Below are 18,331 nucleotides of genomic sequence, written 5' to 3' on the forward strand. Positions count from 1 at the left end.
GGCACTTCACATTGCCTCGGAGCCACGTCGGTATGGAACTTCATGTCGTGATCAACGGCCGCAAGGATCTCGCCGGTCAGTTGTACCAACAGCTGCGCGGCGCCATCGAATCCGGGCGTCTGGCCGCCGGCACGCAATTGCCGCCCAGCCGCTTGCTCGCCGAGCAACTGGGGATCTCGCGCAAAACCATCTCCGACACCTACGCGCAACTGACCTACGAAAACTTCCTCACCGGCGTGATCGGCAAAGGCACCTACGTCAACGCGCGCCCCGCGCAGGCTCAGCGCAAGCAAAGTCACAGCGAACTGGCCAGCGCCGAGGTGATCGAGAGCTGGCGCAATCTGCCGGTATTCCTGCGGCACCCGACACTGGAAGGTTCGCTGCGTTACGACTTCATAGGCGGCGCCACCAGCAAGGGCCAGTTTCCGCAGGATGACTGGCGTCGCTGCGTCGCTCATGCGATGCGGCAGATGGCGCAGTCGAAAGGCTTTTACAGCGTTGCCGAAGGTTTGCCGTCGCTGCGCAACGCGATTGCCCGACACATCGCATTTTCTCGTGGGGTGAACTGTCAGGACGAAGACATCGTGGTCTGCAACGGCGCGCAGCAGGCGCTGGATCTGATCGCCCGTGTGCTGCTGCGTCCCGGCAGCCTAGTGGCGATGGAAGACCCGGGTTATCCGCCGGCTCGCCTGCTGTTCGGCACGCACGGCGCCACCGTGGTCGGTATTCCAGTGGATGCCGAGGGCATTCAGGTCGAACACATTCCCGAAGGCACGCGGCTGATTTACGTGACGCCGTCGCACCAGTTTCCGTTGGGCATGCCGATGAGTCAGGCGCGCCGCGAAGCCTTGCTGGTGCGTGCGCATGAGCTCGGCGCAATCATCATTGAGGACGACTACGACAGCGAGTTTCGCTACGAAGGCCGGCCCACTGATTCGCTGTACAACCTCGACCAGCGCGGTCTCGTCGCGTATGTCGGCACCTTCTCGAAAACCCTGCTGCCCGAGTTACGCCTGGGCTACGGAATTCTGCCGCCGGCGATCCTCGAAGCGGTGATCCGCGCCAAGCAGCTCACCGATTTGCACGCGTCCACCCTGCCGCAATGGGCGCTGGCCAAGTTCATCGCCGAGGGCTGTTTGCTCAAGCATATTCGCCGCTGCCACACGATTTATGCGCAGCGCCGCGAACGGATTCTGGCGCGCATGGCCAGCGATCTATCGCCTTGGCTTGATGCGGTGCCGGCCAGTGCCGGATTCCACATGGCGGTGTTTTGCAAAGTGCCGATCGACCTGCCGCTGGTGATCGAACTGGCGAAAAAGGTCGAAGTCGGTCTGTACGCGATCAATGGCTTTTATTACCAGCAGACGCCGCGTGATGGTTTGTACTTTGGCTTCGGCGCGATTGAGACGCTGGACATTGATATCGCCCTCGATCGCCTGCGCGACATTCTCCAGCAAGTCGCCTGAGCGATTGGCCTAACGGATTAACCGCCGATTGGTTATTGGTGATCGGCGGGGGCAGGCCTATTCTGCACAGGCGTTATCCCTCAATGAGCAGGATTCGTCCGGCCTGATTCAGGAGTGTGAGCAATGTCCAATGAAGTGATCAACACGGTGCAGGTGCAGGCTGCTGCCGGCCGCTCTGACGAGCTGGGCAAGCAACTGCAAAGGATCGTCGAAACCCTGCGGGAAACGCCGGGCTGCGATTCCTACCTGGTCGACCGCTGCCCCGAGGACAGCCATCGCTGGACGGTCAGTGCGCGCTGGCAGTCGGAAGCGGCGATGCAGGCGCATTTCAACCGGCCCGAAGCGCAGGGCTTTATAGACTTGATCGATAGCCGGCTGGCCAATAGTGTCGACTTCAACAGTTTCCCCATCGTCTGATCTGACGCCTTCGCGAGCAAGCCCCGCTCCCACATTTGAGATGCTCTCCACTGTGGGAGCGGGCTTGCTCGCGAAAGCGGTTTCCGGCCCACCGATAATTTCCCATAAACCCCGCCAATTGGTCACCCAATCTTCCCGAATATTGGCCGTTTGCTTGCCCCGCCCCTCGGACTACTGTGATTACCAACCACCCCCCAACCGGTAATCCACCATGAAAACCCTGCACCTTGTCGCTGCCGCCCTCGCTCTGGCCCTCTCCACCTCGGCCTTCGCCCACGACCCCTCGGAAAAAGTCACCGTACTGCAAGACCAGATGCTGAAAAACGCCCCCGGCAAAAAAGCCATGATGATCGAAGTCGACTACAAACCCGGCCAATCCTCCATTGCCCACAAACACGACGGCACCGCGATGGCCTACGTACTCGAAGGCGAAGTGATCTCTCAGGTGAAGGGCGAACAGGCGATCACCTATAAGAAAGGTCAGTTCTGGTACGAACCGGCCGGTTCCGAGCATTTGGTCTCGAAAAACGCCAGCCAAACCAAGCCAGCCAAGTTGCTGGTGTTCATGGTGCTGTCCCCGGATGAGCAAGTGCTGATTCCGCTGAAAAACTGATGGTTGTTTAGCCAGCCATAAATAAAAAGGCGCAAATTGCCGATTTGCGCCTTTTTATATCCCGATGCAATTAACCGGATCGGGTTACAGCAAATAAAACTATTCAATACAAAACCAGTCAGCAAATTGTCAGCTTATTTGCCGCGCGACGGGGGTAGTCTGAATTAACTGCCGTCACTGATGGCAACTTTAAACTTTCCGACTGATGTTGTTTCACGGGAGAAACACCATGAAACTTGCGTTCACCAGTATGTTGGCGATATCGGTTTTAGCCCTCTCCGCCTGTTCAGTGCCGACGGCGCCAAAAGCAGTCTCGTCTCTCGATACCCTGCTGCCGCATCCAACCGGTCGCAGTAGCGCCACTCAGGTAAAAAGCGGTCCCGGCGTGTCGCTCGGCGTGGTTTACAGCCCAAGCACCCAGAGCAACCGCGAATACCTGCGCGACTATCAAGCCAACGCCGGCACCGGTTTCGGCCAGAGCCTGCTGGTACAGCCGATCCACGACGCCTACGTCGCCAGCTCGAAACCGGACATGGCGGTGGAATGGGTCAACGCCTCCCTGCAACGCCAGTTCGGCTCGGTGACGGTGTATCCGGACATGCAAAGCCTGCGTGCAGCCAAACCGGATGTCACCGCAATCGTCGACACCCACAGCCAGCTAATCACCTCACGCAGCTCCGACATCAAGGCTGACGTGAGTGCCGATTTTTATGATGCGGGATTGAACTACATCGGCACGGCGAAAGGTTCAGAAGCGAAAGAACTGACCCCAGTGTGGGCGGACTTCAAACGCTCGGAAGAGATTGTTGCCGATATTAACCAGCAGCAGGACGTGCAAGTTCGGGCGCTGCAAAAGTTTGACCAATCGCTCAACAATTTAGTCGCACGGCCTGCGGATAAAGTGTCGATGCTTGATACTAAACCGGCTCAGAAGTTGTATTGAATGTAAGGGCCTCTTCGCGAGCAAGCCCCCTCCCACATTTGAAATTCGTACCTCCTGTGGGAGCGGGCTTGCTCGCGAAAGGGCCGCAATAGGCAACACAAAACTCGCAGACACAAAAAAGCCCCGGCATCTCACGATACCGGGGCTTTTTCATTCAGCGCTTACTTATGCCGTTTCAAGCTCGGCATTCGCAGTCGCCGCAGGCACTACCGCTTGCCCGCTCAACGCCAGATCCAGCAGTTCACGGTTGGCCACCGCGTACATGGCGTAGTCCGTGCCGCTCGCAGCGCGGATTTCCACCAGCATGGCGCGCCAGCGCGAGATCATGCTTTCGTGCTGTTCCATCCACAGCGCCAGACGTGCTTCCACGTCCAGTGTGCCGTCGCCCTGTTGCAGGACGGAGATGGTGATCGCGCGTTGCTGCCAGTCGACATCATCACGGAACGCTTCACGGGCCAGCGCTTGCCAGTTGTTTTCAACCGGCAGCGCGCTGATCTGTTGCAGGTACCAGGTGATGTCCAGCGCACTGCCCACGGCGAAGTAGGCTTTCGCCACTTCGGCAGGGTTCTGGCCAGTCACGTCGGAGGCTTCGATGATCGGCAGCAAGGTGTACAGGTGCGAGGTGCCCGCAACCATACGCGCCAGCAATTCCGGCACACCTGCTTCGACGTACGCCTGATAACGCGCCTGCCAGTTTTCACGGATTTCGCCGCTCAGCAGTTCGTCGAGTTTCAGGCCCAGCTCTTTCAGGTGCGGACCGAAATGCGCGACGTCACGGGCAGCGTTCTGCTCGTTGCGACGGGCACGCAGGAACCAGCGTGTAGCGCGGCGACCCAGACGCATCAGCTCGTCCATCAGCTCCAGCTGAACGTCAGCGGCAACCTGATAGTCCAGCGCTTCGATCTGACGGAACCAGTGCGGGAGGTGGAAGATGTCGCGCACGATCACATAAGCGCCAGCGACGTTCGCCGGACTCATGCCGGTCGACTCTTTGAGTCGTTGAACGAAGGTGATGCCCATGTGGTTGACCAGGTCGTTGGCGATCTGAGTGCTGACGATCTCGCGCTTCAGACGGTGGCGACGCATGGCTTCGGAGAACTTGCTGACCAGGGTCGGCGGGAACGCCGTTTCCATGTCGCGGGTCAGGTAATCGTCGTCCGGCACCAAGGAGCCCAACAGCTGCTCTTTGAGATCGATTTTGCTGTACGAGATCAGCACCGACAGCTCAGGACGGGTCAGACCGTGGCCTTCAGCTATGCGCTCGGCCAGTTGCTCTTCGGTCGGCAGGAACTCGATGGCACGGTCCAGCTTGCCACGGCCTTCCAGATCGCCCATCAGACGCTTGTACTCAGCGATGCGCGCATAAGCACGACGCGCCGCCAGCGACAGCGCCTGAGTCTGCTTGTAGTTGTTGCCCAGCACCAGATTGCCGACTTCGTCGGTCATGCTTGCCAGCAACTGGTTGCGTTGCTTGTCGGTCATGTCACCGGCCTGAACCACTTCGTTCAGCAGGATCTTGATGTTCACTTCGTGGTCGGAGCAGTCCACACCACCGGCGTTGTCGATGAAGTCGGTGTTGGAACCGCCGCCATTCAGACCGAATTCGACACGACCCAGTTGGGTCATGCCGAGGTTACCGCCCTCGCCCACGACTTTGCAGCGCAGCTCGTTGCCGTTTACGCGCAATGCATCGTTGGCCTTGTCGCCGACATCGGCGTGGCTTTCAGTGCTGGCCTTGACGTAAGTGCCAATACCGCCGTTCCACAGCAGATCCACCGGCGCCTTGAGCAAGGCGTTCAGCAGTTCGGTCGGGGTCAGTTTGTCAGCCTTGATGTCGAAGCGTTCCTGCATCTGCGGGGAGATTGCGATGCTCTTCGCGCTGCGCGAGAAGATACCGCCACCTTCGGACATGATGCTGGTGTCGTAGTCGGTCCACGCCGAACGCGGCAGGTCGAACATGCGCTGACGCTCGACGAAGCTGGTCGCCGGGTTCGGGTTTGGATCAATGAAAATGTGCAGGTGGTTGAAGGCAGCGACCAGTTGCAGCTTGTCTGACATCAACAAGCCGTTACCGAACACGTCACCGGCCATGTCGCCGACGCCGACAACAGTGATGCTGTCTTCCTGAACATTGATGCCGCGCTCGCGGAAGTGACGTTGTACGCCGACCCACGCGCCTTTGGCGGTAATGCCCATTTTCTTGTGGTCGTAACCGGCCGAACCACCGGACGCAAACGCGTCACCCAGCCAGAAGCCGTAGTCGATGGCGATGCCGTTGGCGATGTCGGAGAAGGTCGCAGTGCCCTTGTCCGCCGCCACTACCAGGTACGGGTCGTCATCGTCGTGGCGTACCACGTTCAATGGCGGCACCAGCGCGCCGTCTTTCAGATTGTCGGTGATGTCCAACAGACCGGAAATGAAGATGCGGTAGCAGGCGATGCCCTCAGCCGCGATCTCGTCACGGCTGCCGCCCAGAGGCAGGCGACGCGGCAGGAAGCCGCCCTTCGCACCCACTGGCACGATGACCGAGTTTTTCACTTGTTGAGCTTTAACCAGGCCGAGGACTTCGGTACGGAAGTCTTCTTCACGGTCGGACCAGCGCAGACCACCACGAGCGACGTTACCGAAGCGCAGGTGCACGCCTTCAACGCGTGGCGAATAGACGAAGATTTCGAACTTCGGCACTGGCTTCGGCAGTTCAGGGATCGCGTGCGGGTTGAACTTGAAGCTGAAGTACGACTTGTTCTGGCCGTTGGCATCAGTCTGATAGAAGTTGGTACGCAGGGTCGCTTTGATCAGGTCGAGGTAACGACGCAGGATGCGGTCTTCGTTGAGCACCTGAACGTCGTCCAGTGCGGTCAGAATCGCTTGTTCCAGACGCTGTTGCTTGTCTTCCAGATCGTCGTCGCTGAGTTTGCGCGCCAGATAGAAGCGGGTCTTGAACAACCGGGTCAGCTCGCGAGCGATGTCGGTGTGGTTGTTCAGGGTGCTGGCGATGTAACCCAGATCGAAGCCCAGACGAATCTGCTTCAGGTAACGGGCGTAAGCGCGCAGCAGTGCGACGTCGCGCCAAGGCAGGCCGGCGGTCAGCACCAGACGGTTGAACGCATCGTTCTCGGCATCGCCACGGACGATGTGGACAAAGGCGTCCTGCAGGGTGTCGTTGAGTTGCTGGATGTCGAGATCCAGACCTTCAGCGGCAGTGAAGGCGAAGTCGTGAATCCAGAACTCGCGGCCATTGGTGTGACGCAGACGGTACGGGAATTCACCCAGCACGCGCAGGCCGAGGTTTTCCAGAATCGGCAGCACGTCGGACAGCGCCAGCGGCGTGTCGGCGTGATACAGCTTGCAATGCAGCTCGCGTTGGCCGGAGACCTGGCCCAGCGGCTGATAGAAGCTCATCACCAGCGGATTTTTTTCGTTGAGGCTCAGCAGGTGCTGCATGTCGACCACGGCCGAATGCGCAGCGAAACGCTCGCGGTAGCCAGCCGGGAAGCCTTTCGGGAAGTCCGCCAGCACGTTGGTGCCGTGGGCTTCGCCGAAGCTTTCGACGGTCAGTGCGGCGTAGTCGTCCTGCCAGCTGCGGCAGGCTTGCACCACTTCTTTTTCCAGCAGCAGCGGATCGATGTCGAGACGGTTTTTCGGGTCGACACGCAGGATCAGCTGAACGCGAGCCAGCACGGACTCGGAGAAGAACGTCCAGAATTCGCAGTCGGAAGCCTTCAGGCGCTCCATCAGCACTTGCTGGATCTTCTGGCGAACTTCGGTGGAATAAATGTCGCGCGGCACGTAGGCCAGGCAGTAGCAGAAACGACCGTACGGGTCTTTGCGCAGGAACACGCGGATCTTGTTGCGTTCCTGGATCTGCACGATCGACATCACGGTGCTGAACAGCTCGTCGACCGGGGTCTGGAAGAGGTCATCACGCGGCAGCACTTCGAGTACCTGCGCCAGTTCCTTGCCCAAGTGAGCCTTGGACTGAAAGCCGGAGCGGTGTTCGATTTCGGCGACCTTGCGGCGGATGAACGGGATGACCCGCACGCTCTCGCCATACACCGACGAGGTGTACAGGCCCATGAAACGGTGTTCTTTGATGACTTTGCCGTCGGCGTCGATTTCACGGATCGACACGTAATCCGGGTAGGCCGGACGGTGCACACGGCTCGGGTGCGCAGCCTTGGCGAACGACAGCAGGGTCGGTTCGCGCAGGTAGTTCACCGCGTAGTCTTCGATGCGCAGGTCGTCGTAGGTCAGGCCGGTGCGCAGCAGTTTGGTCAGGCCAAGGAAGGAGTTCTGGTCGTACTCGATGTGGCCGCCATCGGCTTGATCGGTGACCACGAACTCTTCGTAGCCAAGGAAGGTGAAGTGGTTGCCCACCAGCCATTCCAGGAAGCTTTTGATTTCGTTCTTTTCTTCGGCATCGACGGCGAACGCGCTGTTGTCGAGTTTGGTGAGGATTTCCTGCACCTTGGCTTTCATCGGCTCAAAATCGGCGACCGCAACGCGGACTTCACCGAGAACCTGTTCCAGCTCTTTGCTCAGCACATTCAGTTCGGCCGCGTTGGCGCAGCGGTCGATTTCCAGGTACATCAACGACTCTTGCAGAATGCCGTCGCCCTGGGTGCCTTTCGGCAGGATTTCCAGCAACTCGCCCTTGCTGCCACGACGCACGCTGAGCACGGTGGTTTGCAGGGTGTGGATGCTGTAGCCGCGACGGTTCAGTTCGGTACGAACCGAGTCGACGAGGAATGGCAGGTCGTGGTGCAGGACTTCGACCGCTGTGTGGGTCGACTGCCAGCCATGACGCTCGTAATCGGGGTTGTAAACGCGCACTTGCGGTTGCGCGTGATCGAAGCGCTCAAGCAGGCGCCACGCAGAGAGAGTACAGCCAGCGAGGTCGGAGAGGCGACGTTGAGTCAGCTCGTCCAGAGAAATGATGCCGAAGAATTGTTCAGCGAACAGCGCCACTTGTGGCAGTGCCTGTTCACTGATGTGCTGCGCCAGTGCCGCTTGCAGTTGGTGCTGGAAGTCGGCTTTGCTGGCTGCGGTGAAGAACGCCATCTGTGGTACTCCGCTTAAGCTTGTTATTGATGGAAAGCGTCGCGTGCAACACCCCTTTCGGGGCTTGTGTCGCCCTGTTCCTGATTCTCGGGCAGAGGAAACAGGGGGACAGGTGGGTGAAGCTGGACGAGACACTCAGGTCACATTCACCTTCCATTGAATGGGCATCTGCAAAAGCGACTGCCAGGCTTGCCGACAATGCCTTTACGGGTGCTCATCCGTTGCGCAGCTTAATGGCTGCGACAATGTGTCTGCTTGCGGTGCTGCGACATATTCGTTCATAGGCAGGTAAATGAAGGCTTTCGCACCGGTAAACACTAGCAGCCGTGGCGGAAAACGACGGGGGGAATGCCCGGTTTTACGGGACATTCGTGCCAATCGCTGCCCCGTGGCGGCTACATATCCAGAAACGAAAACCCTCAGGGCCGTTCTATCGACCCTGAGCGTGGCATCCGGTTCAGCACTGGCTTTTGACACGGATCAGTCCGGCAACTCTTCGTAGGCCCGGAATTTGCTCACGGTGGCGCAGTCGTAGCACTGCATCTGCAGGGTCAATTTGTCCATGCTGGCGTCGATATTGCTGGAGTCGCACTCGCGGCAGAACAACTGCGGATAGTCGACCTGCGGTGCGGCGACCGGCGAACCGGTGAGAAACCGAGGCACAAACTCGTCTCGCCAGAACAGCCCCGGCGACTTGGCAAAACCGGCACCACTGTCTTTGAGCACGACGTCGTAAAGCAGGCGGGTCATGGCCGGCTGCGGCACGCGCGTATCGCGGTAGCTGTCCTTGCGCCAGTTCTCCGCCAACGCGAGCTGCGCGGTGCTCTGCATGTTGCGCGGAATGGTGTTGGAGGCGTGAGTGCGACCCTTGGAGTTGCCGGCGGCATAGAAATGCGCAGCGCTTTTCACCGCGACTCTGGCGAAGTAGTAGATCTGGCTGACCGAGAAGTTCTGCAGCAATGTGCCGATCACTGAGTCGGCGCGAGCTTCGGCGGTGAACGCCATACCGACCATATTGGCCTGCAGGTGAACGTATTGAATGGATTCCTCCCGCGCGAGCCTGAAGATCAATGCGTACAACTCTCGTTTCCACCCTGGCAGTACAGGCCCGGACAACTCTTCGTACAGGGCCAGATAGAGCATATCGCGCGTGCAGCGTACGCCTTCGTCCAGCGCGACATTGGCCCGCCAGTAAACGGCCGAATACGTGCTGATGCTGAACTCGTCGGCCCGATTGAACGCTCGAATGTCCGATGCCGTATCGACCTGCAACGCGCCCGCCTCGTGCAGACCTTTCACCAGTTCTTCACTGAATGCGTCGGTGGACGTGAGCTTTTCCCCTCTGAGTTCAGCATCAAGCGCGGCAATGCGTTCGCGTTCGCCTTGACCGCCGTCATCCAGCAACGCCAGCAGAGCAACTTTTTGCTGGAATCCAAGACTGGCAAAGGGCACCGGTGGGCTTGGCGTGCCGTAGCGCGCGGCCAGATCACTGCGGTCACGTTCGGCCTGATCGGCGAGTTGCTGCTTGCGCAGCCGGACACAGGCATCACAACCACACACGCTGCGCCGCGAGCCCGCACCGGCGGTGAAGTATTGATGCTCGCAATTCACACATTTGTAAGCACTGCGCAGGGAAACCGGAGTGCCACGGGAGGGTCGGTGCATCCACATCGGCAATTCACAATACGGGCATGTCAGGTCAGCACTGACGATCGGCGGCAGCACTTTCAATACACTGCGTACGGTATCCGGCAGTTTGTACTCGGCGATCAGGTCGGCGGTTTTTTCGCCGCTGAGGTAGCGCTGGTAAAGCTGTTCCACCTGTTCCTCGGACAGATGACTGATTTCTTGCGCCCATTGGAAATATCGCTTCATCAAAAGACATCCTTTTTTGCATGTTGGCCATCGCACTCCGTTGCGTTCGAACAGCAAAATCTGACGGCAAACATCCGCCAAAACAAGCGAAAAGGCCTCCAATTCACGCTATTTTTATTCTTCTCAAAAACCCTACGAGGCCAGCGGATTTTTCTTACTCGACTCTGGGAATAGTCTTTAAGAACAGCCCTGCATTCGACGATGTTTCAGCAGAAATTCCCTCAGGCTGGCAAAATCGCACTTTTTGCGCACTGTCTACCGCGTTAGCCCACCAGGAATTCCCCATGCAAATGACCACCGCCCTATTGATCGTCAACCCATGCGACGACGAAGAAGACAACATGGCCATGCTCTGCTGCCACAGCGACAAGGGCGACATGTTCCTGATGAGCCGCTATCCGGACGAGGATGAGCTGGAAATCACCCTGGACGGCGAGCCTTCGACGCTGGACGGCGTGAAGGTCACGTTGAGCTCGACGCTGCTGAAGATTGAAATCGGCGCGGCGGATGCTGATGCGCTGAATGGGGATGATGTGCTGGAGATCAGCTTTAACCCGGATATGGTTGATCTGGATGAGGTGGTGGAGACGTTGACGAATATTCTGGATGGGACGGGCACGTTTATTAACGAGGTTTGATGGCGTCCGGCAGGGCCTCTTCGCGGGCAAGCCTTGCTCCTACGTTTCGGTGCACGACAATCGATTGTAGGAGCAAGGCTTGCCCGCGAAGAGGACACCACCAACAACACCCTTCTGACAGACCGTCAGAGATCGCAGCCTGCGGCAGCTCCTACATTGGAATGCAATCACGTGTAGGAGCTGCCGCAGGCTGCGATCTTTTGCCCTTTTCTACAAAATGCCGTTAGTCGCCACCCCCCGCGATGGATTAAAGTAACGCCCCCAGCCCCGGCGTTATCCGAACGCCCGTGGCCACCCCTTTCCAGGAACAGTCACCGATGGAACATCGTGAAGCGCTGCTGGCGCTGCGAACCTTTCTTTCAACGCAGATTCTCGGCCAGGAAAAACTCATCGAGCGTTTGCTCATCGCCCTGCTCGCCGACGGCCATATGCTGGTCGAGGGCGCCCCGGGTCTGGCCAAGACCAAAGCGATCAAAGAACTCGCCGAGGGCATCGAAGCCCAGTTCCATCGCATCCAGTTCACCCCTGACCTGCTGCCCGCCGACATCACCGGCACCGAGATCTATCGCCCGGAAACCGGCAGTTTCGTGTTCCAGCAAGGGCCGATCTTCCACAACTTGGTGCTGGCGGACGAAATCAACCGCGCGCCGGCCAAGGTGCAATCGGCGCTGCTCGAAGCCATGGCCGAGCGTCAGGTCAGCGTCGGCCGCAGCACCTACGAGCTGTCGCCGCTGTTTCTGGTGATGGCCACGCAGAACCCGATCGAGCAGGAAGGCACCTACCCGCTGCCGGAAGCGCAGCTCGATCGTTTCCTCATGCACGTAAAAATCGGTTTCCCGGATGCCGCCGTCGAACGCCGCATCCTCCAACAGGCCCGTGGCGAAGCGCTGAATGGCGAGACCAAGCCCGAGCGCCGGGTCAGCCAGCAGGCGATCTTCGCTGCACGCAAGGAAATTCTCGGTCTGTACATGGCCGATGCCGTGGAGGAATACCTGGTGCAACTGGTCATGGCCACCCGTACGCCGGCCAAGTTCGATCCGGAAATGGCCGAGTGGATTGCTTACGGCGCCAGCCCACGCGGCTCGATTGCTCTTGACCGCTGCGCCCGCGCCCACGCCTGGCTGGCCGGTCGCGACTTCGTCAGCCCGGAAGACATTCAAGCGGTGCTGTTCGACGTGTTGCGTCACCGCATCATCTTGTCGTTTGAAGCCGAAGCCGCCGGCATCGATCAGGATCGGGTGGTGCAGCGGATTCTCGACGTCGTAGCCGTCGCTTGACCCCCATGAACGCCCCCCAGCCTTCCCAACCGGGCATCCGTGTCAGCCTCGCCGAGCTGATCGAGATGCGTCACCGGGTGCGCGAAGTGCAGCTGTTTTCCACGCCGAGTCAGCGCAGCCCGCTGATCGGCCTGCATCACTCGAAATTCCGTGGTCGCGGTGTCGACTTCGATCAAGTGCGCGTGTATCAGGCCGGCGACGACGTGCGCACCATCGACTGGCGCGTGACCGCTCGCACACAAGAGCCGCACACCAAGCTGTTCCATGAAGAACGCGAACGGCCGATTTTCATCATGGTCGAGCAAAGCACGCGGTTGTTTTTCGGCTCGGGGCTGATGTTCAAATCGGTGTTGGCCGCACAAGTCGCGGCGCTGATCGGCTGGGCCGCGCTCGGCCACAACGACCGGGTAGGTGGGCTGGTGTTCGGCGACAACGAGCACTACGAAATCAAACCACGGCGCAGCAAGCAGAGCCTGCTGCAATTGCTCAACCGTTTGGTCAAGGTCAATCAATCGCTGCACAGCGAACGTGAGCCGGATCGCGATGCCTTCGGCGTGGCCCTGCGCCGCGCCCGCGAAGTGCTGCGCCCCGGCAGTCTGGCCATTGTGATTTGCGATGAGCGCGCGCTGTCCGACAGCGCCGAGCAACAACTGAGCCTGTTAGCACGTCATTGCGACCTGCTGATGCTGCCGATTTCCGATCCACTCGATCACGCCCTCCCCGCCGCCGGCCTTTTACGATTCGCCGAACGTGGCGCACAACTTGAGCTCGACACGCTGAATTTTGATTTGCGCCAAACCTATCGCGCGCAGGCCGAAGCGCGCATCGCTCGCTGGGAATTGCTCGCACAGAAGTTGCGGGTGCTGCTGATGCCGTTGAGCACGCAGAGTGAAATGGTCGAACAGATGCGCGAATTCCTCAACCCGCAGCGTCCGGGGAAAGGTCGATGAACGAACTCGACCAATTGCAACCGCTGATCTCGCCGCCGCCGATTGCTTTTTGGCCTCCGGCGCCGGGCTGGTGGTTATTACTGCTGTTATTGCCGCTGCTCGGTTACGCCGTATGGCGCCTGCGCCGTTTCATTCCCATGAAGAAACGCCCGATCGTGCGCGCTGAACAGCCACTCGATCCGGTGCGCGTCGCTGCCCTCGCAGAACTGGCGCAGATGCCCAAACCCTACGACGGCGCCCCGGCCGGCGCGTGGCTGCAACAGGTCAATGGCCTGCTCAAACGCCTGTGTCGCAACCATTATCCCTACAGCCAGAGCCACACCCTTAATGGCCGAAAGTGGCTGGCGTTCCTCGACAACCGTTGCCCCGCCGCTGGCCTGACGCGCTGGATGGTGCTGGTCGAAGGCGCGTACAAACCGGAATGCAAACTCGACGACAAGGCCATCGCCGGCCTGACGCAAGCCGTCGACACGTGGATTCGCAAACATGTTTGAGTTCGCCTGGCCGTGGATTTTTCTGCTGTTACCGCTGCCGTGGCTGATGCGCCTCGTATTGCCGGTGGCCGACAGCGGCGAACCGGCGCTGAAAGTCAGCTTTCTGTCCGACCTCGAAGGCCTCGCCCGCCGTCGTGCCCGCGCCAATTTGCCTGCGTGGCGCCAGCAAGCGCCGTTCATGTTGTTGTGGTTGCTACTGCTGACTGCCGCTGCGCGCCCGCAATGGCTGGGCGAACCGTTGCCAATTGCCGCCAGTGGCCGAGATTTGTTGGTGGCGGTGGACGTGTCCGGTTCGATGGATTTTCCCGACATGCAGTGGCAGGACGAAGAAGTCAGTCGCCTGTCCTTGGTGCAGCATCTGCTCGGTGACTTCCTGGAAAGCCGTGACGGCGACCGGGTCGGCCTGATCCTCTTCGGCAGTCAGGCCTACCTGCAAGCGCCGCTGACCTTTGATCGCCACACCGTGCGCGTCTGGCTCGATGAAGCGCGGATCGGCATTGCCGGCAAGAACACCGCCATCGGCGACGCCATCGGTCTGGGCCTGAAACGCTTGCGCATGCGTCCAGCACAAAGCCGTGTGCTGATTCTGGTCACCGACGGCGCCAACAATGGCGGCGAAATCGATCCGTTGACGGCGGCAAAACTGGCGGCCAGTGAAGGCGTGAAGATTTACCCGATCGGCATCGGCGCCAATCCTGAGGACAGCGGTTCGACCGGCCTGCTCGGCGTCAATCCAAGCCTGGATCTCGATGAGCCGGCGCTCAAGGAAATCGCCGAAGTCACCGGCGGGCAATACTTCCGCGCGCATGATGGCCAGGAACTGCAAGCGATCAAGGACACCCTCGACCAGCTCGAACCGGTGACCCAACAACCGACCCAGGCACGTCCTGCGCAAGCCTTGTATCACTGGCCGCTGGCGTTGGCGCTGTGGTTGAGCCTGTTGTTGGTTGCCCGCGAATTGTGGCCGGACAACCCGCTGCAACGCCTGTTCAACAAGGAGCTTAATCTGCAAAGTCCGCTGCCTGACTGGCGCGAGCGTCTCAAACGCCTGCGTCTGCGGAGGCGTCGATGATTGCCCTCTGGCCGCACTGGTTCCGTCCGTGGTGGTTGCTGCTGTTGCCGCTGCTCGGCTGGCTGATCTGGCAACTCTGGCACCGGCAAAAACGCGCCGGACGCTGGCAGATGATTCTGCCGCCGGCGTTCCACGCCACCCTGCTCAGTGGCGGCAGCGGTCGCGACAGCAAACTGCCGTGGGTGGCCCTTGGCGTGGCGTGGCTGCTGACGATTCTCGCGTTGCTCGGGCCGAGCTGGGAGCGCGTCGAACAGACCAGCCAAAAACCCGCCGATCCGTTGGTGATCGTGCTGGAACTGACCCCGGAAATGCTCGCCACCGACTCACCACCGACGCGACTGGAACAAGCGCGGCGCAAGGTGTTCGACCTGTTGCAGGCGCGCAGCGATGCGCAGACCGCGATCGTCGTTTACGCCGGCAGCGCCCACACGCTGGTGCCGCTGTCGGATGATCTGGCGACCAGCCGCAATCTGCTTGATGCACTCAAGCCGTCGCTGATGCCGGAAAGCGGCCATCGCGCCGATCTCGCCGTCGCCAAAGCGCTGGACTTACTCAAACAAGGTGCACTCGGCCAAGGGCGGATTCTGCTGGTTGGTTCGTCACTGAGCGAAGATGAACGGCAAGGCATTCGCCGGGCGCTCAACGGGCAATCTGCGCAGCTGTTGATGCTCGGTATCGGCACCGCCGAAGGCGCGCCGATTGCGCAGGAGGACGGCAGTTTCCTCAAAGACGAACAAGGCGCGATCCGTGTGCCGCAACTCGACAGCCCGGGCCTGGCGGCATTCATTAATAGCGTCGGCGGTGACTACCACGCGGCGCGTCTGGATGAAGCCGATCTCGGCGCACTCGGCCTGCTCAACGGCCCGCGCAGTTTGCGCAGCGATGGCCAGACCGTGCGCCTCGACACGTGGGCTGATCAGGGTTATTGGTTGCTGCTGCCACTGCTGCTGCTCGCGGCCTGTGCCGGGCGGCGTGGCTGGCTGTTTTGCCTGCCGCTGCTGTTCTGCCTGCCGCAGCCGAGCTACGCTTTTGACTTCGAAGACTTGTGGCTGCGCCCCGATCAGCAAGGCCTGCACTTGCTCAAACAGAAACGCCCCGCCGAAGCCGCAGAACATTTTGACGATCACCAGTGGCAAGGGGTGGCGTTGTACGAGGCCGGCGACTACAGTGGCGCCGCCCAGCGTTTTGCCGAAGGCAGCGATGCCCGCGCCCACTACAATCGTGGCAACGCTTTGGCGAAAAGCGGTGAGCTGGACGCGGCGATCGACGCCTATGAACAGGCGCTGGAGCTGCAACCGGATCTGCGTCCGGCACAGACCAACAAGGCGCTGGTGGAAAATCTGCTGAAGCAGAAAAGCACCCCGCCACCGGTCGATCCGGAAAGCCAGCAGCCCGAACAGAATCTGCCGGGCGGTGAACCGCCGCCGCCGACCGCGCCGCCACCAGCGGTGAAAAGCGAAACCCAGAGTGAGGCGCAATCCGGCGAGTCTGCCAGTGAACCGCCGCCGACCACACCGCCGCAGCCAGGCCCGAATGAGGTGCCGGGCAGCAACGATGAGGAAGAGGAAACCAACACCGTGCCAACGCTGCGCCCGACCGAGGACAACCTTGAAGGCGAGCAACGTCAGGCACTGGAACAATGGCTGGGCAAAATCCCGGACGATCCGGGCGAACTGCTGCGACGCAAATTCTGGTACGAACAGCAACAACATCAGGATCAGGAAAACACTCGATGACCCGCTTCACCGCTCTCTTGCTGCCCCTGCTGCTCTGCACGACCGCCAACGCGGCCGAGCTGATCGCCAGTGTGGATCGCAGTCGCCTGAATTCCGGCGAGACGGTCGAGCTCACCCTCGAAATCAGCGACGTCACCCAGTTCGGCAAACCCGACCTGACCCCGCTGGAGCCGCTGTTCGAAGTGCGCGGCACGCGGCAGGTCAACCAGCTCAATACCCTCAACGGCGACAACCGCGCGACCACACGCTGGATCATCACGTTGCTGCCGAAAGAGAACGGCAGCGTGGTGATTCCCTCGCTGCAAATGGGCGAGGTGCAGAGCCAGCCGATCACCGTGCAAGTGGTCGAAAGCGACACCCGCGAAGACAAAAACAGCCTTGATCCGGTGTTTATCGAAGCGAGTCTCGATCAGTCCAGCGTGTATGTGCAGGCGCAGGCGATCCTCACCGTGCGCGTCTACCACTCGGTTTCGCTGTACGACGACAGCAGCCTGTCGCCGCTGCAAATCGTCGATGCGCGGGTTGAGCAGCTCGGCGACACGCGCACCTACGAGAAAGACATCAACGGTGTGCGCCACGGCGTCATCGAAATGCGCTACGCGATCTATCCGCAGCACAGCGGTTTGCTGACGATCACCCCGCAGACCTTCAGCGCCACGCTGGTCGACACGCAACCGGCCCAGGACACCAGCCCACAAGGGCCGAAGCCGGGCAAACTGATGCGCGTCACCTCTTCGGAAATCCCGCTGACGGTCAAGCCCAAACCGCTGACTTATCCTGCCGATGCGCCATGGCTGCCGGCACGCAGCCTGAGCCTGAGCGAGAGCTGGAACCCGGAGCCGGAGCACACGCAGATCGGCGATTCGCTGACCCGCAGCCTGACCCTGAAAGTCGAAGGTCTGGCCGCCTCGCAATTGCCCGCCCTGCCCGCCACCGACGTCAACGGCCTGCGCCGCTACCCCGATCAACCGGTGCTGAGCAATCAAAGCAACGACCGCGGCATGATCGGCAGCCGTGAAGAACGCGAAGCACTGGTGCCGAGCCGCAGCGGCTCGATCGACCTGCCGACGGTGGACGTGGTGTGGTGGAACACCTTCGAAGATCATCTGGAACACAGCAGCCTGCCGGCGCGCACCCTGCAAGTCGCCAATAACCCGAGCCTGCAAGTCGACACGCCGACGGGCAATCTGCAACCTGGGATTGTCGATAACGACACGCTGTGGTGGTGGAAACTCAGCACGCTGATACTGGCCTGCACCACCCTGCTCGGATTTGGTCTGTGGTGGCGAGCGCGCTGGCAGCCGGCGATCCTGCGCGCCGCACAAACCGGCCCTAGCCCGCGCACCTTGCTCGACGACATCAAACGCGCGAGCCAGGCCAATGACCCGCAGGCAACGCGGCAGGCGCTGGATGCCTGGGCGCGTCAGCAGCCGGAGACGCTGGCGGACATGGCGGCGCGGTTTGTGCCGTTGTCGGATGCGCTGGATGGGCTCAATGGCGCCTTGTATAGCGAAACCGGGCAGCATTGGCAGGGCGAGGATTTGTGGCGAGCAATCCGCGCAATTCCGACCGCCGAGCGCGTGCACGACCCGGTGGGCGACAGCGGCTTGCCACCGCTCTACCCCAAATAACCCCCTCTCTAGAATGTAGGAGCCGCCCCCTGTGGCGAGGGGATTTATCCCCGTTCGGTTGCGCAGCAGCCGCAAAATCAGACCATGCGGTGTGTCAGGCATATTGAGTTGCAGGATTTGGGGCCGCTTCGCAGCCCAGCGGGGATAAATCCCCTCGC

Annotated in this window: 13 protein-coding genes; 11 read left to right on the forward strand and 2 right to left on the reverse strand. The window is 60.5% G+C overall.

Annotation, left to right across the window (positions count from 1 at the left end; all coding sequences use genetic code 11):
* The first annotated feature begins 32 nt into the window (after positions 1-32).
* The 4 genes from pdxR (at position 33) to KFS80_RS23265 (ending at position 3,439) form a co-directional block, all read left to right on the forward strand.
* Positions 33-1,466, forward strand: a complete 1,434-nt coding sequence (pdxR, locus tag KFS80_RS23250) for a MocR-like pyridoxine biosynthesis transcription factor PdxR (RefSeq protein WP_212546078.1) — start codon at positions 33-35, stop codon at positions 1,464-1,466.
* Between the two features lie 123 nt (positions 1,467-1,589).
* Entirely contained in the window at positions 1,590-1,883 is a 294-nt protein-coding gene (locus tag KFS80_RS23255) for a putative quinol monooxygenase (protein ID WP_053121122.1), read from the forward strand.
* A gap of 211 nt (positions 1,884-2,094) precedes the next feature.
* Positions 2,095-2,496 (forward strand): cupin domain-containing protein, encoded by a 402-nt coding sequence (locus tag KFS80_RS23260; protein ID WP_212546079.1) that lies wholly within the window; start codon positions 2,095-2,097, stop codon positions 2,494-2,496.
* Between the two features lie 229 nt (positions 2,497-2,725).
* Positions 2,726-3,439 carry a hypothetical protein gene (locus tag KFS80_RS23265; RefSeq protein WP_053121126.1) on the forward strand — a complete coding sequence of 238 codons (714 nt, stop codon included), beginning with the start codon at positions 2,726-2,728 and terminating at the stop codon, positions 3,437-3,439.
* 165 nt (positions 3,440-3,604) lie between these two features.
* Here the strand turns inward: KFS80_RS23265 and KFS80_RS23270 are convergent, their stop codons facing one another.
* Positions 3,605-8,500, reverse strand: a complete 4,896-nt coding sequence (locus KFS80_RS23270; protein ID WP_212546080.1) for an NAD-glutamate dehydrogenase — start codon at positions 8,498-8,500, stop codon at positions 3,605-3,607.
* 480 nt (positions 8,501-8,980) lie between these two features.
* The gene (locus KFS80_RS23275; protein WP_212546081.1) at positions 8,981-10,375 is read right to left on the reverse strand and encodes a hypothetical protein; all 1,395 of its coding nucleotides are present in this window, start codon (positions 10,373-10,375) and stop codon (positions 8,981-8,983) included.
* A gap of 284 nt (positions 10,376-10,659) precedes the next feature.
* Between KFS80_RS23275 and KFS80_RS23280 the strand changes: the two genes are divergently transcribed.
* From KFS80_RS23280 to KFS80_RS23310, 7 genes are all read left to right on the forward strand, one after another.
* Complete coding sequence (locus tag KFS80_RS23280) at positions 10,660-11,013, forward strand: hypothetical protein (protein ID WP_053121132.1); 354 nt, start codon at positions 10,660-10,662, stop codon at positions 11,011-11,013.
* Between the two features lie 317 nt (positions 11,014-11,330).
* Positions 11,331-12,290, forward strand: coding sequence for an AAA family ATPase (locus KFS80_RS23285; RefSeq protein WP_003218556.1), 960 nt, complete (start codon positions 11,331-11,333; stop codon positions 12,288-12,290).
* 5 nt (positions 12,291-12,295) lie between these two features.
* On the forward strand, positions 12,296-13,240 hold the full coding sequence (locus KFS80_RS23290; protein ID WP_053121134.1) for a DUF58 domain-containing protein: 945 nt from the start codon (positions 12,296-12,298) through the stop codon (positions 13,238-13,240).
* A complete protein-coding gene (locus KFS80_RS23295) occupies positions 13,237-13,734 on the forward strand; it encodes a DUF4381 domain-containing protein (RefSeq protein ID WP_159815086.1) in 498 nt (165 codons plus the stop codon). The genes KFS80_RS23290 and KFS80_RS23295 overlap by 4 nt, the downstream gene beginning before the upstream one ends.
* On the forward strand, positions 13,727-14,806 hold the full coding sequence (locus KFS80_RS23300) for a vWA domain-containing protein (protein ID WP_053121138.1): 1,080 nt from the start codon (positions 13,727-13,729) through the stop codon (positions 14,804-14,806). Before KFS80_RS23295 ends, KFS80_RS23300 begins: the two co-directional genes overlap by 8 nt.
* Complete coding sequence (locus KFS80_RS23305; RefSeq protein WP_212546082.1) at positions 14,803-16,542, forward strand: tetratricopeptide repeat protein; 1,740 nt, start codon at positions 14,803-14,805, stop codon at positions 16,540-16,542. The genes KFS80_RS23300 and KFS80_RS23305 overlap by 4 nt, the downstream gene beginning before the upstream one ends.
* Positions 16,539-18,173 carry a BatD family protein gene (locus KFS80_RS23310; RefSeq protein ID WP_212546083.1) on the forward strand — a complete coding sequence of 545 codons (1,635 nt, stop codon included), beginning with the start codon at positions 16,539-16,541 and terminating at the stop codon, positions 18,171-18,173. The genes KFS80_RS23305 and KFS80_RS23310 overlap by 4 nt, the downstream gene beginning before the upstream one ends.
* Positions 18,174-18,331: the final 158 nt, after the last annotated feature.

The sequence above is a fragment of the Pseudomonas rustica genome, from assembly GCF_018336155.1.
Taxonomy (GTDB): domain Bacteria; phylum Pseudomonadota; class Gammaproteobacteria; order Pseudomonadales; family Pseudomonadaceae; genus Aquipseudomonas; species Aquipseudomonas rustica.

Excerpts from the sequence above, each read along its gene's own strand:
- pdxR (WP_212546078.1), top strand. The coding sequence starts at position 33 with ATGGAACTTCATGTCGTGATCAACGGCCGCAAGGATCTCGCCGGTCAG.
- KFS80_RS23255 (WP_053121122.1), top strand. The coding sequence starts at position 1,590 with ATGTCCAATGAAGTGATCAACACGGTGCAGGTGCAGGCTGCTGCCGGC.
- KFS80_RS23260 (WP_212546079.1), top strand. The coding sequence starts at position 2,095 with ATGAAAACCCTGCACCTTGTCGCTGCCGCCCTCGCTCTGGCCCTCTCC.
- KFS80_RS23265 (WP_053121126.1), top strand. The coding sequence starts at position 2,726 with ATGAAACTTGCGTTCACCAGTATGTTGGCGATATCGGTTTTAGCCCTC.
- KFS80_RS23270 (WP_212546080.1), bottom strand. The coding sequence starts at position 8,500 with ATGGCGTTCTTCACCGCAGCCAGCAAAGCCGACTTCCAGCACCAACTG.
- KFS80_RS23275 (WP_212546081.1), bottom strand. The coding sequence starts at position 10,375 with ATGAAGCGATATTTCCAATGGGCGCAAGAAATCAGTCATCTGTCCGAG.
- KFS80_RS23280 (WP_053121132.1), top strand. The coding sequence starts at position 10,660 with ATGCAAATGACCACCGCCCTATTGATCGTCAACCCATGCGACGACGAA.
- KFS80_RS23285 (WP_003218556.1), top strand. The coding sequence starts at position 11,331 with ATGGAACATCGTGAAGCGCTGCTGGCGCTGCGAACCTTTCTTTCAACG.
- KFS80_RS23290 (WP_053121134.1), top strand. The coding sequence starts at position 12,296 with ATGAACGCCCCCCAGCCTTCCCAACCGGGCATCCGTGTCAGCCTCGCC.
- KFS80_RS23295 (WP_159815086.1), top strand. The coding sequence starts at position 13,237 with ATGAACGAACTCGACCAATTGCAACCGCTGATCTCGCCGCCGCCGATT.
- KFS80_RS23300 (WP_053121138.1), top strand. The coding sequence starts at position 13,727 with ATGTTTGAGTTCGCCTGGCCGTGGATTTTTCTGCTGTTACCGCTGCCG.
- KFS80_RS23305 (WP_212546082.1), top strand. The coding sequence starts at position 14,803 with ATGATTGCCCTCTGGCCGCACTGGTTCCGTCCGTGGTGGTTGCTGCTG.
- KFS80_RS23310 (WP_212546083.1), top strand. The coding sequence starts at position 16,539 with ATGACCCGCTTCACCGCTCTCTTGCTGCCCCTGCTGCTCTGCACGACC.